The 15282-nt window shown below is 61.4% G+C and carries 12 protein-coding genes and 3 pseudogenes; 7 read left to right on the top strand and 8 right to left on the bottom strand.

Annotated features, from left to right (window positions below):
• Window positions 1-76: 76 nt before the first annotated feature.
• Window positions 77-1759 carry a dihydroxy-acid dehydratase gene (gene ilvD / locus AC07OG_RS08950; RefSeq protein ID WP_495066799.1) on the top strand — a complete coding sequence of 561 codons (1683 nt, stop codon included), beginning with the start codon at window positions 77-79 and terminating at the stop codon, window positions 1757-1759.
• A 151-nt stretch (window positions 1760-1910) separates the two neighbouring features.
• Here ilvD and AC07OG_RS08945 read toward each other — a convergent pair whose 3' ends face one another.
• The 3 genes and pseudogenes from AC07OG_RS08945 to AC07OG_RS08935 form a co-directional block, all read right to left on the bottom strand.
• Window positions 1911-2636 (bottom strand): methyl-accepting chemotaxis protein, encoded by a 726-nt coding sequence (locus AC07OG_RS08945; protein ID WP_495066913.1) that lies wholly within the window; start codon window positions 2634-2636, stop codon window positions 1911-1913.
• A 132-nt stretch (window positions 2637-2768) separates the two neighbouring features.
• Window positions 2769-3053, bottom strand: a pseudogene (locus AC07OG_RS08940) (HAMP domain-containing protein); the annotation flags it as partial.
• A 567-nt stretch (window positions 3054-3620) separates the two neighbouring features.
• A complete protein-coding gene (locus tag AC07OG_RS08935) occupies window positions 3621-4295 on the bottom strand; it encodes a DUF2238 domain-containing protein (protein WP_495066798.1) in 675 nt (224 codons plus the stop codon).
• 101 nt (window positions 4296-4396) lie between these two features.
• Here AC07OG_RS08935 and AC07OG_RS08930 point away from each other — a divergent pair.
• A pseudogene (locus AC07OG_RS08930) lies at window positions 4397-4606 on the top strand (nuclear transport factor 2 family protein); the annotation flags it as partial.
• Window positions 4607-4834: 228 nt separating this feature from the next.
• On the opposite strand, the gene AC07OG_RS08925 reads toward AC07OG_RS08930, so the two are convergent.
• Genes AC07OG_RS08925 through AC07OG_RS08915 form a run of 3 tightly spaced genes read right to left on the bottom strand, consistent with a single transcriptional unit; the run spans window position 4835 to window position 7810 of the window.
• On the bottom strand, window positions 4835-6343 hold the full coding sequence (locus AC07OG_RS08925; RefSeq protein WP_060540552.1) for a tripartite tricarboxylate transporter permease: 1509 nt from the start codon (window positions 6341-6343) through the stop codon (window positions 4835-4837).
• Window positions 6344-6357: 14 nt separating this feature from the next.
• Window positions 6358-6843, bottom strand: a complete 486-nt coding sequence (locus AC07OG_RS08920; RefSeq protein ID WP_495066797.1) for a tripartite tricarboxylate transporter TctB family protein — start codon at window positions 6841-6843, stop codon at window positions 6358-6360.
• Window position 6844: 1 nt separating this feature from the next.
• Window positions 6845-7810, bottom strand: a complete 966-nt coding sequence (locus AC07OG_RS08915; RefSeq protein ID WP_060540550.1) for a Bug family tripartite tricarboxylate transporter substrate binding protein — start codon at window positions 7808-7810, stop codon at window positions 6845-6847.
• Between the two features lie 223 nt (window positions 7811-8033).
• Between AC07OG_RS08915 and AC07OG_RS08910 the strand changes: the two genes are divergently transcribed.
• Entirely contained in the window at window positions 8034-10427 is a 2394-nt protein-coding gene (locus AC07OG_RS08910; RefSeq protein ID WP_495066796.1) for a DUF3772 domain-containing protein, read from the top strand.
• A gap of 312 nt (window positions 10428-10739) precedes the next feature.
• Here AC07OG_RS08910 and AC07OG_RS08905 read toward each other — a convergent pair whose 3' ends face one another.
• Entirely contained in the window at window positions 10740-12230 is a 1491-nt protein-coding gene (locus tag AC07OG_RS08905; protein ID WP_495066795.1) for an aldehyde dehydrogenase family protein, read from the bottom strand.
• Window positions 12231-12370: 140 nt separating this feature from the next.
• Window positions 12371-12760, bottom strand: a complete 390-nt coding sequence (locus AC07OG_RS08900) for a c-type cytochrome (RefSeq protein ID WP_495066794.1) — start codon at window positions 12758-12760, stop codon at window positions 12371-12373.
• A 311-nt stretch (window positions 12761-13071) separates the two neighbouring features.
• Here AC07OG_RS08900 and AC07OG_RS08895 point away from each other — a divergent pair, with 311 nt between their 5' ends.
• The 4 genes and pseudogenes from AC07OG_RS08895 to AC07OG_RS08880 form a co-directional block, all read left to right on the top strand.
• Window positions 13072-14394, top strand: a complete 1323-nt coding sequence (locus AC07OG_RS08895) for an alginate export family protein (protein WP_495066793.1) — start codon at window positions 13072-13074, stop codon at window positions 14392-14394.
• A 54-nt stretch (window positions 14395-14448) separates the two neighbouring features.
• Window positions 14449-14571 carry a hypothetical protein gene (locus tag AC07OG_RS08890; RefSeq protein ID WP_495066792.1) on the top strand — a complete coding sequence of 41 codons (123 nt, stop codon included), beginning with the start codon at window positions 14449-14451 and terminating at the stop codon, window positions 14569-14571.
• The gene (locus tag AC07OG_RS08885; protein WP_495066791.1) at window positions 14572-14694 is read left to right on the top strand and encodes a hypothetical protein; all 123 of its coding nucleotides are present in this window, start codon (window positions 14572-14574) and stop codon (window positions 14692-14694) included.
• Window positions 14673-14917: pseudogene (locus tag AC07OG_RS08880) on the top strand (methyl-accepting chemotaxis protein); the annotation flags it as partial. The gene AC07OG_RS08885 and the pseudogene AC07OG_RS08880, both read left to right, overlap by 22 nt.
• Window positions 14918-15282 lie beyond the last annotated feature (365 nt).

Raw genomic sequence — 15282 nt, 5'->3', positions numbered from 1 at the left:
ACCTGCTGGTCTGGGCGTGGGCATCAGGCCCACTATACTCAACCTGTTTTTTCACAGACGCATGTGAGGATAGGTCATGAGTGACAAAGTCGATCTGCGCAAGTACTCCTCCCAAGTGGTCGACGGCGTCGAAGCCGCACCGGCCCGCTCCATGTTGCGCGCCGTGGGCTTCACCGACGAAGACTTCAAGAAGCCCCAGATCGGCATCGCCTCGACCTGGGCGATGGTCACGCCGTGCAACATGCACATCGACAAGCTGGCCGTCGAAGCGGAAAAAGGCGCGAACGCCGCCGGGGCCAAAGGCGTGATCTTCAACACCATCACCATTTCCGACGGCATCGCCAACGGCACCGAGGGCATGAAGTATTCGCTGGTGTCCCGGGAGGTGATTGCCGACTCCATCGAAGTGGTGGCCGGCTGCGAGGGCTTCGACGGCCTCGTCACGGTGGGCGGCTGCGACAAGAACATGCCAGGGTGCCTGATCGGCATGGCACGGCTCAATCGCCCTTCGATCTTTGTGTACGGCGGGACCATTCGCCCGGGCGCCGGCCATACCGATATCATTTCCGTGTTCGAAGCCGTGGGCCAGCATGCCCGGGGCGACATCAGCGAGATCCAGGTCAAGCAGATCGAGGAAGTGGCGATCCCCGGCCCCGGTTCCTGCGGTGGCATGTACACCGCCAATACCATGGCCTCGGCCATCGAAGCGCTGGGCATGAGCCTGCCCGGCTCCAGCTCCCAGGAAGCCATCGGCGGCGACAAGGCCTCGGACAGTTTCCGCGCCGGGCAGCAGGTCATGGAACTGCTCAAGCTCGACCTCAAGCCGCGCGACATCATGACCCGCAAGGCCTTCGAGAACGCCATCCGCGTTGTCATCGCCCTCGCCGGCTCGACCAACGCCGTGCTGCACTTGCTGGCCATGGCCAACGCAGTGGATGTCGAACTGACCCTGGATGATTTCGTCGAACTGGGCAAGGTCTCACCAGTGCTCGCCGACCTGCGCCCCAGCGGCCGCTACATGATGAGCGAGCTGGTAGCCATCGGCGGCATCCAGCCCCTGATGAAACGCATGCTCGACGCCGGCATGCTGCATGGCGATGTGCTGACCGTCACCGGCAAGACCCTGGCGCAAAACCTCGAAAACGTACCCGACTACCCGGTCGGCCAGGACGTGATCCGGCCTTTCGATCAGCCGATCAAGAAGGACTCGCACCTGGTGATATTGCGGGGCAACCTCGCGCCCACCGGCGCGGTGGCGAAGATCACCGGCAAGGAAGGCCTGCGGTTTGAAGGCACGGCGCGGGTCTACCACGGCGAGGAAGGTGCGCTGGCGGGCATTCTCAACGGCGAGGTCCAACCCGGCGAGGTCATCGTGATTCGCTATGAAGGGCCCAAGGGTGGGCCGGGTATGCGCGAGATGCTGTCGCCGACGTCGGCGGTCATGGGCAAGGGGTTGGGCAAAGATGTGGCGCTGATCACCGATGGGCGTTTCTCTGGTGGCTCACACGGATTCGTGGTCGGTCATATCACCCCGGAAGCGTTTGAGGGCGGGCCCATCGCGCTGATCGAGAACGGCGACAGGATCACCATCGACGCAGAAACCCGGCAGATCACGGTCGCGGTCTCGGATGCCGAACTGGCCGAGCGCAAGAGCCGTTGGGTGCGGCCTGAATCCAAGTACAAGCGTGGGGTGTTGGCCAAATATGCGAAGACGGTGTCGAGTGCTTCGGAAGGGGCAGTGACAGATAAATATCTATAATTTCAGCTGTCTGAACTGGCCCCTTCGCGAGCAAGCCCGCTCCCACATTTGATCGCGTTTCTATCTGAAGTACCCGATTGAATGTGGGAGCGGGCTTGCTCGCGAAGAGGCCGGCACTATCAACTCTAATCTTCTGACCCCCTCACAAGTCTCACAACCGAAAGCGCCCCACCGATTGCGACAGCTGACCCGCAAGCGTCGACAGCTCATCAGTGGTCAAAGCCGTCTGCCCAATCACCTTGCTGTTCCCCTCGGACATCCCGGCAATCATCTCCACCTGATGCGCGATTTCATTGCTGGCCAGGCTCTGTTCGCCAATCGTTCGGCTGATATCGTTGACCAATTGCGTGGTGTTGAGCGTGGCTTCGAGGATTTCACCGATAGCTCGCTCGACGTCGGCAGTCACGGCCATGCCTTTATCGACCTGGGCCACCCCCTCCTCCATGCTGATAACCGCCTCGCGGGTGCTTTGCTGAATGCGTGCGACCATGCTGGCGATCTCCTGGGTCGAGGCGCTGGTGCGCCCCGCCAGGCTGCGGACTTCGTCGGCGACCACGGCAAAACCACGGCCCTGCTCCCCGGCGCGCGCGGCCTCGATGGCAGCGTTCAATGCCAGCAGATTGGTCTGATCGGCGATGCCCTTGATCACCTGGATGATGTTGAAAATACCCTCCGACTCCTTGTCCAGGGTGCGGATCACTTGCGCCGATTGCTGCGCCGAACGGGAGATGCCGTCCATGTCAGTGACCACCTGACGGATTACCCGGCCGCCATCATTGGCCAGGGTCTCGGCCTGACTGGCCATGTTCAGCGCCCGCTGGGCATGCCGGGTGATTTCCTCGATGCTCGCGGTCATTTCGCTGGCGGCGGCGGCCATGGTGCTGGCCGCTGCGCTTTGCCGCTGGCTGCTGCCGGCGACCTGGTGGCAGCCGTTGCTCAGTTGCTCGCTCATGCCGCTCACGCCGTGGGCGTTGCTGCGCACCACCTCGATCATGCCGCGCAAATCCCGCTGCATGGTTGCCAGGCTGCGTAGCAACGCACTGGCTTCGTCCTGACCGGTGGCTTCGACAACCGGCTCGTTGAGATTGCCCCGGGCGATGCTGTCGGCGATGCGGCTGGCGGCCCGCAACGGCCCCGTGATGCTCGGAATTACCCAGCGTCCCAGCGCAAGCAACAGCAACAGGCTGGCAATCAGTACGGCACCCAGGGTGAGATTGGCGTTACTGATCGCCTGCTGGGTGCCCTGGCTGGTCTGCCGGGTGTTGTTCTCGATCAGCTCGCTGAGGGCTGCCATCTGCTCTTCCAGCTGGCTGAACGCCGTGTTGAACGTACCCAGCTCCTGTTGCGCCGCTTGCGGGTTATCCAGGGCCAACACGACGATACGCTCGGCGGCGCTGATGTAAGTGTCGAGACTTGGCTTGACCTGATTCAGGCCGGCCTTGATGGTTTCGTTGACCGCCAGATTGAGGTTTTCACCCAGCACCTGGCGAAACCGCTGGGCATGCTCCTCGATGGAGCTGCGCACTTCGGCTTTACTGCTGGTGCTCTTGCCCAGCCCGACCAGCATCGCCGACAGCACATCGGCGCGCAGTGCATCGTGCATCATGTCGGCTTCGAGGTGATTGCGCAGGGCGACCATGCCGACATCGTTGGCGTCAACGGCCCCGGCCATCGCGCTATTTCCCAGGTAACTGACCATGCTCATGATCAACGCAGCCAGCAGGCCGGTGCCCATCAGTAACAGTAAACGCAGTTTTATGGACACTTTGGGGTTTCCCTCTGGCACATCGGTCGATTGCTTCGCCCACCGCGAAAGTCGCGATTGAAGAGGTTATCGGCTGGCCGGAGCGGTAATTGAAGGTTATCCCCGCTGATTAGTGTTTTTGTGACATGCGGTAGGCCGTGATGCTTTTTCCGTCGCGCCGCGCAGGGAAACCAGCAGCAAACTGGCCAATGCGCCGAAGACTGCGATGGCCATGTCCTTTTGTGCGTCCCAGGGATCGTTTTGCGCGCCGACGAAGGCTTTCCCGGTGTCTTCACCCAGGTACGCCCCGCCGATCCATTCCACCAGTTCATACACGGCGGACGTCGAAAGGATGATGTTCAGGGTCACGAAAAACAGCCAGAACCCGCGCAGCGGCGTCAGTCGCCACAAGACTTCGCGCACCGGATAAGCCAATAGCAGCCCGTAGCTCAGGTGCACCAGGCGGTCGTAGTGATTGCGGTGGGCACCGGCCGCCCGGTCGAAGCTTAAGCCCAACCACGCTGAAGACCAACGATCGTAAGGCACCAGGGAATAGGTGTAATGGGCGCCCAGTTCATGCACGCACAGAAACGCAAACACCAGCGTGATGGACATTACCGACAAGCGAAACCGGCGAGAAACCGCTATCAGGGTCCCCACCAGCAATAACACCAACAGGTTCTCCAGCGCCCAGTCCACCCGGCTGCGGGGAGCAAAACCCGACACCACGACGACCAGCAAAAACGCCATGAGAAAGGTCAGGTCGAGCCGTAAACGCGAGTCAGACTGCATGGTGCAATACCTCGAAGTCAGGGCATTTCCTTTTAACTTCGAGGCAAGCGCGCCACGCAAGTTCGCTTTTTTCCTGTAACCCATGCCAGGTTGTACGATGACTTGAATCCGGCAAAAGCGCCTTCACGACCCTTGAAATGCAAAACCAGACCCTCACCGTCTCCGGCGATGTCGCGCTGGTCCGTCACCACTTCTCGGCGCAAGCGCTCAAAGGCACTGAAGTGGTGCCGAAGGAAATCGACAACTTCCAGGTCTGGCAAAAGCAGGACGGTAAATGGCTGTTGGCAGGACGGCAGGCGTTCAAGTTCTGATGCAGTCGTAAAGCAACCGCAAAATTACCTGTAGAAGCGAGCATGCTCGCGATGGACGTCAACGATCACGCGTGCTTACTGATCGGCGCGGTGTCCCCAAGTCCATCGCGAGCATGCTCGCTCCTACAGTGATCTGCAGCGCACACTAACTCTGAGTACGACACAAAATTGTCAGGCGACATCGATGTTGGCTGTGCCAACCTCATCGCGAGCTACCTCGCCTCTGGCTCAATCATCCTCATGCAACTTGATCCCCCGCGCGTGCAGCAAATGGGGAATCACCAGCACCAACAACGTCAACCCGAGGAAAAACGCCGAGATCGGCTGCGTCACGAACACCATCCAGTCACCCTGGCTGATGGACAAGGCATTGCGCAGTTGTTTCTCTGCCATGGGCCCCAGCAGCATGCCAACAATCACCGGGGCCACCGGGAAGTCGAAGCGCCGCATCAGCACGCCGCCCCAGCCGATGGCCAACATCAGCAGCAGGTCGAAGGAGGAATGGCGCATGCCGTACACGCCAATGGTGGCGAACACCAGAATCCCGGCATTCAGATAAGGCCGGGGAATCTGCAGCAGCTTGACCCACAGCCCCACCAGCGGCAGGTTCAGCACCAGCAGGATGACGTTGCCGATGTACAGCGACGCCACCAGGGTCCAGACCAGGTCGGCCGAGGTCTGGAAGAGCATCGGCCCCGGTTGCAGATTGTAGTTCTGGAACGCCGCCAGCAGGATCGCCGCGGTGGCCGACGTCGGGATGCCCAGGGTCAGCAATGGCACCAGTGACCCGGTAGCGCTGGCGTTGTTGGCCGCTTCCGGGCCGGCGACCCCCTCGATGGCGCCCTCGCCTTTATTGGCTGAAAACTCCTTGGGATACTTGCTGAGTTTGCGTTCGGCGGAATACGACAGAAAGGTCGGGATCTCCGCGCCCCCGGCCGGTATCGAGCCGAACGGAAAGCCGATCAGCGTGCCGCGCAGCCAGGCCGGAACCGAGCGTTTCCAGTCAGCCCGGGTCATCCACAATGAAGTCAGGCGATGCCGGCCTTCCGCGGATGGCGTCTGGTACAGCAGGCTGTACAAGGCCTCACCGACCGCAAACAAGCCGACCGCCACCAGCACCACTTCAATGCCGTCCACCAGTTCGGGAACACCCAGGGTGTAGCGGGCAATGCCCGACGTCGAATCCAGGCCGATCAGGCCGATGGTCAACCCGATGCCCAGCGAGGCAAAGCCGCGCAGCATCGAGGCGCCGAGCACCGCCGACACCGTGGTGAAAGACAGCACCAGAATGGCGAAGTATTCAGTCGGGCCGAAATTCAGCGCCAGCCGGGCCACCAGCGGTGCGAACAACGTCAGCAGGACCGTCGCGATGGTGCCGGCGACAAATGAGCCGATCGCCGCCGTAGCCAAGGCCGGACCTGCTCGGCCGTTGCGGGCCATGAGGTTGCCTTCCAGCGCCGTGACCATCGAGGACGACTCACCCGGCGTATTGAGCAGAATCGAGGTCGTGGAACCGCCGAACTGCGCGCCGTAGTAGATGCCGGCAAACATGATCAAGGCCCCGGTTGGATCGACCTTGGCGGTGATCGGCAACAGCAGGGCCACCGTCAACGCCGGCCCGATTCCCGGCAACACGCCGATGGCAGTGCCGAGCAGGCAGCCGATGAAGCCCCACATCAGGTTGATCGGCGTCAGCGCCGCGGAAAAACCCATCGCCAGGCTTGCGAGAATGTCCACGTGTCGAACTCCTGTCAGATCCAGACATTGACCAGCGCCGGCAAGGCAACTCCGAGTCCGGCGTTGAACAGCCAGTAGATCGGCAGGGTCAACGCCATGCCGATGGCCAGATCCCGCAGCGGATGACGGCTGCCAAAACCCCGCGCCGAACAGGCAAACAGCAAGCCGGCAGACAGTACGAAGCCGATGACATTGATAAGCAAGGCAACGCCGATCAGCCCGGCCGAGACCCAGGCCGCCCCGGCCTTGCCGCCGGCCACGGTGTTCGTCTGATCGTTATCCAGCTCGCGAAAGCCGCCGGTGCAGGCCTGGTAGCTCAGCAACAGCCCCACCGCCCCCAAAAAAACCGCGACCGCATAGGGGTAGACGTAAGCGGCGAGGATGATGAAGCCCATTTCCGGGGGAAAGCGCCAGGCGCCAATCGCCAGCACAACGCTGAGGGCGATCAGGCCGATGCCGACCGCCAATTGTGCCGGAATCACTGCACGGGTCCCGCTCATTTCAGAGCAGCCCGACCTTGACCAGCATCGCCCGCAGGCGCACGTGTTCTTCGTCGACGAATTTGCCGAACTCGTCACCGGTCAACACGCTGGGGGTCCAGGCGTTGGTTTGCACGTTGTCCTGCCACACCTTGCTGTTGCTGGCCGCCACCACCGCATCGATGACGTCCTTGCGCTGTTCGGCGCTCAGGCCCGCAGCGCCGTACACACCGCGCCAGTTGCCGATGATCACGTCGTAGCCGCTCTCTTTGAGCGTCGGCGCGTCGATCCCGGGGACGCGTTCGGGTGCACCGATGGCCAGAACCCGAAACTGGCCACTCTTGATGTACTGGCCCAGCTCGGCGTAGCCACCGGTGATGACCTTGAGCTGGCCGCCCAAGGCCTGGGCCACCACTTCACCGCCGCCACCGAAGGCCACGTAATTGACCTTGTTGACCGGCACGTCGAGCTTGCCCGCCAGCTCGGCGATGCCGATGTGATCGATCGAGCCCTTGGAGCCACCCCCGAAAGTAATGCTCGTCGGGTTGGCCTTGAAGGCCTTGATCAGGTCGTCGAGGGTCTTGAATTCAGATTCCTTGCGCACGGCAATCACGTTGTATTCGGTGAACAAACGGGCAATCGGCGTCACGTCCTTCAAGCTGATCTGCGGTTTGTTCTGCTCGATACCGGCGACCATGATCGCACCGACCACCAGCAGTGCGTTCGGGTCGCCCTTGGTGCTGTTGGCAAATTGCGCCAGCCCCAGGGTCCCGCCCGCGCCGCCCTTGTTCTCGAAGGTAACTGACTTGGCCGTGCCGGCTTCCACCAGGGCCTTGCCCAGTACCCGGGCGGTCTGGTCATAACCGCCACCCACTGAACCTGGGGCCATGAACTTGACGGTATCCAGCGCCAAGGCTGGAGCGATGAGCGCGACAGCGGTGATTGCAGCGGCCAGGCCGCGACTCAAACGACGGATCAAAGCGGACATGGGGATCTCCCGATTGTTTTTATGGGTGCCCTGTGTCCGTCGATCAGGAACAACAATCTGCTCAATGAACACTGGCCTGCGAACAAGTCTAGGCCATGGATCCGCGGGTGGTTGGTTTGAGACTCGCGCCAGCTGCGTCCCTTTCCAGCAAAACAATGCCCGAAGCCCTGCGTCATAGCCTAACCTCATAGGCTGAGTGACAAACAACGGATCGAACACGCCTATGCGCAACGCTTTCGGTTTGATGATGGTCGTCGTGCTTGCCCTCTTCGGGGCGAGCAGCACATGGGTGGCGGTGGCGGCGGAGCCAGCGCCACCGCCCGCCGCTGTCGCCAGTGCAGCCACTACCACCCTCAGCGTTTCCGATAGTGATCTGCAAGACCTGCAACGTCAGCTGAGCGGCCTCAAGCAGCAGGTTTCCCTGGCCACCAACTACAGCCAGCTGGAAGGTCCGCAGGATCTGGCCCAGGCCTTTATCCAGGAAGTGGATCGCCTCTCGGCACTGTTACTGCCCGAACAGTCGCAATTTCAGGCGCAATTGGCGGTGCTGGGGCCTGTTCCGCTCGATACCGCCGAAGCCGAGAAACCCGATATCACCCGCCAGCGGTCAACGCTCACCGAACAAAAAAACCAGGTCGATAGTCACCTCAAGGCCCTGACGGTACTCAAGGGCAGTGCCACCGAACTGCTTGGCCAGATCGCCAGCATTCGTCGCACCTTGCTGGAAACCGAAGTGACCCAGCAGACCAGAAGCATACTCAATCCCCTATTCTGGACCACGCTGCTCAATCCGCCACTGGATGACCGCAGACGTCTGACTGGTTTCATGCAACAAGTGGATGGCGCACTCGACGCCGCCTGGCAACCGGGGCAACGCCTTGCCACCAGCGCCATGGTGATACTGACCCTGGCCCTGTGGTTCGTCGGCCGGGGGGTGGCCGAACGAGGCTTGACCTGGCTGTGCATTCATAAAGTGCCAGAGGGGCGACTGCGGCGCAGCGCCCTGACGATGGCTTCGGTCATCGCCACCATGTTGACGGCCAGCATTGCCCTCAAACTGCTGTTTTTCGCTCTGACTTACCGCTTGCCGTTGCCTGCGCAACTGGCGGGATTCTCCGAAGAGATGGAAAAAACCCTCTATACCTGTGTGCTGATCACCGGATTGAGCCGCGCACTCCTGTCCACACAACATCCCTCATGGCGTCTGCCGGCCATTGCCGATCCGGTCGCACTGGCAATCAAACCATACCCCGGGCGTCTCGCCTTGGTCCTGCTGATTTTGGGCGCGGTGGCCCAGATCACCAACGTCACTGGAATCAGTGCTGAAGTGGTGATCTCGGTCCGCGGATTCATCGCGCTGGTCGTCTCGGCGTTGATCGCAGCACTTCTGATGCGCGCCAACAGGGTACGGCGCGGCCTGGTAGCCTCGGGTGAAATCCCCGAAGCGGGCAGGACGCTGGCAGGGATGGTGTATGCCTTCGCCAGCATCGCGGTGGTGGTTTCTTTCCTCGCTTTGCTGGTGGGATACGTATCCCTGGCCCGGTTCATCACCTACGAACTGGTCTGGCTGTACATCATTTTTGCCGGTTTCTACATGCTGACGCAGGTACTCAAGGATGCCTGCGAATATGTGTTTTCTCCTCGACAAAGCACCGGCAAGGCCCTGAAACAAATGCTCGGAATCGGCGACGCGCGCCTGGAGCAGATCTCGGTCATTCTGTCCGGCGCCGGCCGGGCCACACTGTTGCTGATCGCCTGCATCACCCTGCTGGTCGGGGGTGTGGGTTCGACCCTCGGGCAACTGGCGACCAACACCCTGGCCATACTCGGCGGTGACGGTTTGCGCAGATTGAACATTGTGCCGGGCAATGTGCTCAATGCCCTGCTGGCCGTGGTAATAGGCGTCTACCTGATCCGCTCGTTTCGTCGCTGGCTGGACAACGAGTTCCTGCCGAAGACGGCAATGGACCCAGGCATGTGCGCCTCGCTCAGCACCCTTTTTGCCAATATCGGCTACGCGTCGCTGGTGCTGCTGACGTTGTCATCACTGGGCATCAAGTGGACCAACCTGGCCTGGATCGTCAGCGCCCTGTCGGTGGGTATCGGCTTCGGCCTGCAGGAAATCGTCAAGAACTTCATCTCCGGGCTGATCCTGCTGACCGAGCGCCCGGTTAAAGTCGGTGATCTGATCAGCATCAGCGGAGTCGAAGGCGACATTCGCCGGATCAACGTGCGAGCTACGGAAATCCAACTGGCCGACCGGTCCATTGTCATCGTGCCCAATTCACAACTGATTTCGCAGAATCTGCGCAACGTCACGCTCGGCGGTAGCGCCCAGGGGGTGGCATCACTGGAACTGTTGCTGCCGCTGGATATCGACCCGGAGCAGGTGCGCAACCTGCTGTACGACGCCTACACCGAGCACGAATCCATTCTTGAGAAACCGGCACCCTTCGTGCGCTTCAGCCAGCTCAAGCCCGAAGGCATAACCCTGACGATTACCGGCTACGTCGGCAGCCCGCGCATGGTCGGCGCGATCAAAAGCGAGCTGCTGTTTGAAATACTCAAGCGCCTGGGTGCGGCGGGGATTCGACTGGCGAAACCGCCTGCGGGGTGAAGGCTGCGGTAGCCGCACTGCGCGACCAAACCTCCGCAGGGTTTGTGGTCACCGCAGAACAAAATGTGCGAGCGGGCTTGCTCGCGAATGCAGTGGGTCAGACGCCGGTGATTGCGACTGGCACACCGTCTTCGCGAGCAAGCCCGCTCCCACAGGGGATATCGGACAGCCGCAGGCTTTGTGGTCACCGCAGAACAAAATGTGCGAGCGAGCCTGCTCGCGATGGCGGAGTTTCAGCCAACAAGGGTGTTGACTGTACCGGCCTCATCGCGAGCATGCTCGCTCCTACAGGGGGCATGGGTGTTTACTGTCTCAATGCGCGATACACACCGATTTCAGCTCGGTGTAAGCCTCGATCACCGCGCGACCGAACTCGCGGCCCATGCCCGATTGCTTGACGCCACCGAACGGCATGGCCGGGTCGAGCAGCACGTGGGCGTTGACCCATACCGTGCCGGCTTCGATGCGTGGCACCAGGTTCATGGCTTTGCCCAGGTCGTTGGTCCACAGGCTGGCCGCCAGGCCGTAGCGGTTGTCGTTGGCCAGTTCAATCACTGCGTCTTCGTCATCGAACGGCATCACACCCAGTACCGGTCCGAACACTTCTTCACGGGCCACGGCCATGCTGTGGTCGATGTCGGCGAGGATGGTCGGCTGCACGAAGAAGCCGTCGCCTTGCAGCAACTCGCCACCGCAGACCACCCGCGCACCTTCCTGGCGGGCCAGTTCGATGTGCTTGAGCACACCCTGCTGCTGCTTGCGCGACACCAGCGGGTTGATCGCAGCATCGCAGTTCATTCCGTCGCCGATCGGCATGGCCGATACTGCTGCCGCGAGCGCTTCAACGAACTGGTCGTGGATCGAACGGTGCACGTAGAAGCGTGAAGCCGCTGCGCAAACCTGGCCGTTGTTGAGCAAGCCACCGAGGATCGCGCCCTGCACGGCTTTTTCGATGTCGGCATCGGCCAACACGATCATCGGGTTCTTGCCGCCCAGCTCCAGCGCAAAACGTGTCATGTTTTCCATGCACGCCACGCCGACGCTCTTGCCCACCGCGGTGGAACCGGTGAACGACACTTTGCTCACCAGCGGGTGTTTGGTCAGCACGCCACCTACCGAGGCACCGCCGCCGGTGACCACGTTGAACACGCCTGCCGGAATGCCGGCTTCGAGGGCCAGTTCAGCCAGGCGCATGGCCGTCAGCGGGGTTTCCATCGCCGGCTTGATGATCACCGTGCAACCGGTGGCCAGTGCGGGCATCAGCTTCCAGGCGGCAATCAGCAGCGGGAAATTCCATGGCACGATGCCGACCACCACCCCCACCGGCTCACGCTTGGTGAACGCAGTGAACTTGGCGCCCGGCGGCAGCGGGATCGACACGTCGAAGGTCTGGCCTTCGATCTTGGTCGCCCAGCCGGACATGTAGCGCATGAATTCCACGGTGGCGTTCAAGTCCAGCGCGCGGGCCATGTTGATCGACTTGCCCTGGCTCAGGGTTTCCAGCTGCGCCAGTTCTTCGGCATGCTCTTCCACCAGGCGGGTGAAGTTCAGCAGGATGCGCTCGCGGTCGGCCGGACGCAGACCCGACCACACACCGGATTTGAACGCCTTGTGCGAGGACTGCACGGCCTGCTCGATGACTTCCAGCGGCGCATCCAGGGTTTCGCACAGGGTTTGCCCGGTGGCCGGGTTGACCACGGCAATGCTGTCGCCTTCGGCAAATACCCACTGGCCGTCAATGAAGCAGCCGTGACGACGCTCGATAAAAGCAGCAACCTGGGGCAGGATTTCAACGTTGCTCATAATTCACCTTTCATTCAGATGTAGGAGCCGGCTTGCAGGCGAATGCGTCTTGACGGACGGTGCAAAATTCAAGGCCGTCTTCACTGACAAGCCAGCGCCTACAGGGGGCTGGTTAGTTGTTCAGGCGCACATCCGCCTGATCAGTGTTGTTCTTTGAGGAAGCAGGCCACGGCCTCACGGTCGTCGGCGGATGCCAGGCCCATGTACGGCATGTAGGTGCCCGGCACGTAGGCCTGAGGCTGGGTGATCAGTTGCTGGATGCTCTCGGCTTGCCAGTTGACGTCTTTGTCACGCATGGCCTGGGAGTAGCTGAAACCGGCCAGCGAGCCAGCCTTGCGCCCGTACACACCGGCCAGGTTCGGTCCCATCATTCCCGTGGTGCCCTTGGTCACCGCGTGGCAGACACTGCATTCATTGGCGAACAGTTCGGCACCACGGCGGGTGTCCGGGGCGCACTCGGCGGCGGCAACAGCCTGGGCCAGGGTGAACGAGAGCAAACCGAGCAGGGGCAAACGCAGCGACGTGAACATAGGAAGGCGACCTTGAAAATCCGCGCGCTCGCCAGCAGACGAGCGCCAACACTAAAAATGCCGAGGCACGGTGCTTCGGCAGGTTGGTAAGGATTGTCGGTGGTCGCAGGCGGGCAGGATTTGCCCTGCGTGCCAGTTGTGTTGGCCGGGCTGCCAAACGGCTCAAAACATTCTCGCGCTGTCACACAGCCATCAATCTGGCATGCACAACCAACTAATTGGCAAACAGGGCAAAGGACGAAAAAAAGTCGCGCCTTAGTATCTAAAAAGACCGCAAACCTGCGCTCAAGAACAAGAACGGATGTCATGCCATGCTCAAGTCCCCCTTGCTTCGCCTGTCGACACTCGCGCTGATGATCAGCGCTGGCCAGGCCTGCGCCTACGAACTCTACGCCGATGACAACAGTCACCTGAATGCCACTCTGGAAGCGGTATTCGGCGTGTTCCACAGCCAGGAAAACTACGCCCTCTCCGGCCGTCTAGCCGAAGGCTCCTCGTCGTGGCGCGAGGGCTACATCAAATACGGTCTGAGTTTCGACCAGGGCCTGGCGGGCGTGGGTACCGGTTATGGCGCAGCGAACATGCTCAGCTCCGGCACCTGGGGCGACGGCGATGCCGCCGGCTTCAGCGATGGTTCGGAACGCACCACCAAGTTCGAAGACGCCTACCTCGGCTGGCGCTCGGCCGACCTCTTCGAAGGGCTGGGCAGTGACGGCATCGACCTGTCCTTCGGCCGCCAGAACATCGTGGTCGGCGATGGCTTCCTGATCCAGGGCGATGCCTTGAACATGGGTAAAGGCCTGGCCGATGGCGAATTCAATCGCGGCGGCGCCTACTACCTGGCGGCGCGCAAGGCCTTCGACGAAACCGCCGTGCTGCGTATCGGCGGCAAGGAAGGCTGGCGCAGCGACCTGATGTGGTTGAAGTCCAACAACCGCGCCCAGGCCATGACCGAAATGTACGTCGGCACCCTGGAGCACGTGGCCGAAGCCGGCACCGTTGGCCTGACCTACATCGACACCACCGACGTCGACGAGCAATACGCCTCGCCGATCCAGCTTGAACGCGACGGCATGAAAACCTACAGCCTGCGCGCCACGGGCAATGCAGGGGTCAAAGACCTGTTCCTGTCCGGTGAATACGCCAAGCAGGACAAGCCCCACACCGACAGCGAAGACGCCTGGTACCTGGAAGCTGGCTGGACCTTCTCCGACGCGATCTGGACACCGAGCGCCAGCTACCGCTACAGCCGTTTTTCCGAAGGCTACGACACACTGTTCTACGGTTTCAGCCGTGGCTACGGCACCTGGTTCCAGGGCGAAGTGGCGGGCAACTACGCCGGGCCGTTCAACAGCAACTCGCGCATTCAGAACCTGACCGTGAAGGTCTCCCCACTGGAGAACCTCAACGTCGGTGTCATGTACTTCGACTTCGACACCATCGACCGCAACCTGGGCAACACCGATGGTCACGAAGTGGATCTGTACGCCGAATGGCACGTCAACGATCACCTGACCGTGATGCCGCTGATCGGCATTTACCAGCCGGACAAGAGCGCTGAAAACGGTGGTACCCAGTTGGGTAACAACGACCAGAACCTCTACAGCCAGGTGGTATTCGCCACCGGTTTCTAAGTCAGTACGGGGGCAGTGGCGCATCCGCTGCCCCTCTGGAAAAGGGCCTTTCCAATGCATAGAAAATTCCTCACGATCCAGAGCAAGATCACTTTGCTCGCCGGCCTCTGCCTGCTGCTGGTCGTGGGTCTGCTGATGGGATTGTCGCTGTACCAGAGCCACCGCAGCAGCCTGTAAGTGACCCAAGCCAGCAGCGACATGCTCGCCAACGCCGCCAGCGAGCACATGCAGGCACTGGGGGAAATGCAGGCCATGCAAGTGCGACGCACCCGGCACCCGGCACCCGCCTGGGCAGCGTGACCCAGCGCATCGGCGAGATTGACAACGTCAACCAGTCCGTCGCCACCGCCACCGCCACCGAGGAGCAGACCGCCGTGGTCAAGGCCTTGAACGTCGACATCACCCGGATCACAGCCTCAACCAGCAAGGCGTGGAGAATTTGCAGGCAACATTGCACGCTTGTACTGAACTGGAGCAGCAGGCTGGGCGGTTGAATCAGTTGGTGGGCAGCTTTCGGATCTGAGGTGCCTGACACACCGCCATCGCGAGCATGCTCGCTCCTTCAGTGTAATGCTGTTCACTTAAGCTGGGGCACACACTTGTGGCGAGGGGGCTTGCCCCCGTTGGCTGCGGAGCGGCCCCAAAACCTGCCACCGAGGTTTATCAGAGGCACCGCGTGTAATGGTTTTACGACTGCTTCGCAGCCAACGGGGGCAAGCCCCCTCGCCACAAAGTGTGCACCCGCTTAAGTGAACAGCATTACGCTCCTTCAGTGGGTTTTTGTCGTGCACAATTTCAGTGCTCACCGACAATCCCTGTGGGAGCCGGCCTGCCGGCGATGGGGCCGGAAAATCCAACACTTCTGGCACCTGACACACCGCCATCGCG

The organism is Pseudomonas sp. GW821-FHT09H03 (assembly GCF_059415945.1).
This window is presented reverse-complemented; position numbering and strand designations above follow the sequence as displayed.

What these genes read in the sequence shown, in the direction of transcription:
- AC07OG_RS08900 (WP_495066794.1), bottom strand. Translation starts at nt 12,760, where the DNA reads ATGTTCACGTCGCTGCGTTTGCCCCTGCTCGGTTTGCTCTCGTTCACC.
- AC07OG_RS08915 (WP_060540550.1), bottom strand. Translation starts at nt 7,810, where the DNA reads ATGTCCGCTTTGATCCGTCGTTTGAGTCGCGGCCTGGCCGCTGCAATC.
- AC07OG_RS08920 (WP_495066797.1), bottom strand. Translation starts at nt 6,843, where the DNA reads ATGAGCGGGACCCGTGCAGTGATTCCGGCACAATTGGCGGTCGGCATC.
- AC07OG_RS08890 (WP_495066792.1), top strand. Translation starts at nt 14,449, where the DNA reads ATGCATAGAAAATTCCTCACGATCCAGAGCAAGATCACTTTGCTCGCC.
- AC07OG_RS08945 (WP_495066913.1), bottom strand. Translation starts at nt 2,636, where the DNA reads ATGGCCGCCGCCGCCAGCGAAATGACCGCGAGCATCGAGGAAATCACC.
- ilvD (WP_495066799.1), top strand. Translation starts at nt 77, where the DNA reads ATGAGTGACAAAGTCGATCTGCGCAAGTACTCCTCCCAAGTGGTCGAC.
- AC07OG_RS08895 (WP_495066793.1), top strand. Translation starts at nt 13,072, where the DNA reads ATGCTCAAGTCCCCCTTGCTTCGCCTGTCGACACTCGCGCTGATGATC.
- AC07OG_RS08910 (WP_495066796.1), top strand. Translation starts at nt 8,034, where the DNA reads ATGCGCAACGCTTTCGGTTTGATGATGGTCGTCGTGCTTGCCCTCTTC.
- AC07OG_RS08935 (WP_495066798.1), bottom strand. Translation starts at nt 4,295, where the DNA reads ATGCAGTCTGACTCGCGTTTACGGCTCGACCTGACCTTTCTCATGGCG.
- AC07OG_RS08905 (WP_495066795.1), bottom strand. Translation starts at nt 12,230, where the DNA reads ATGAGCAACGTTGAAATCCTGCCCCAGGTTGCTGCTTTTATCGAGCGT.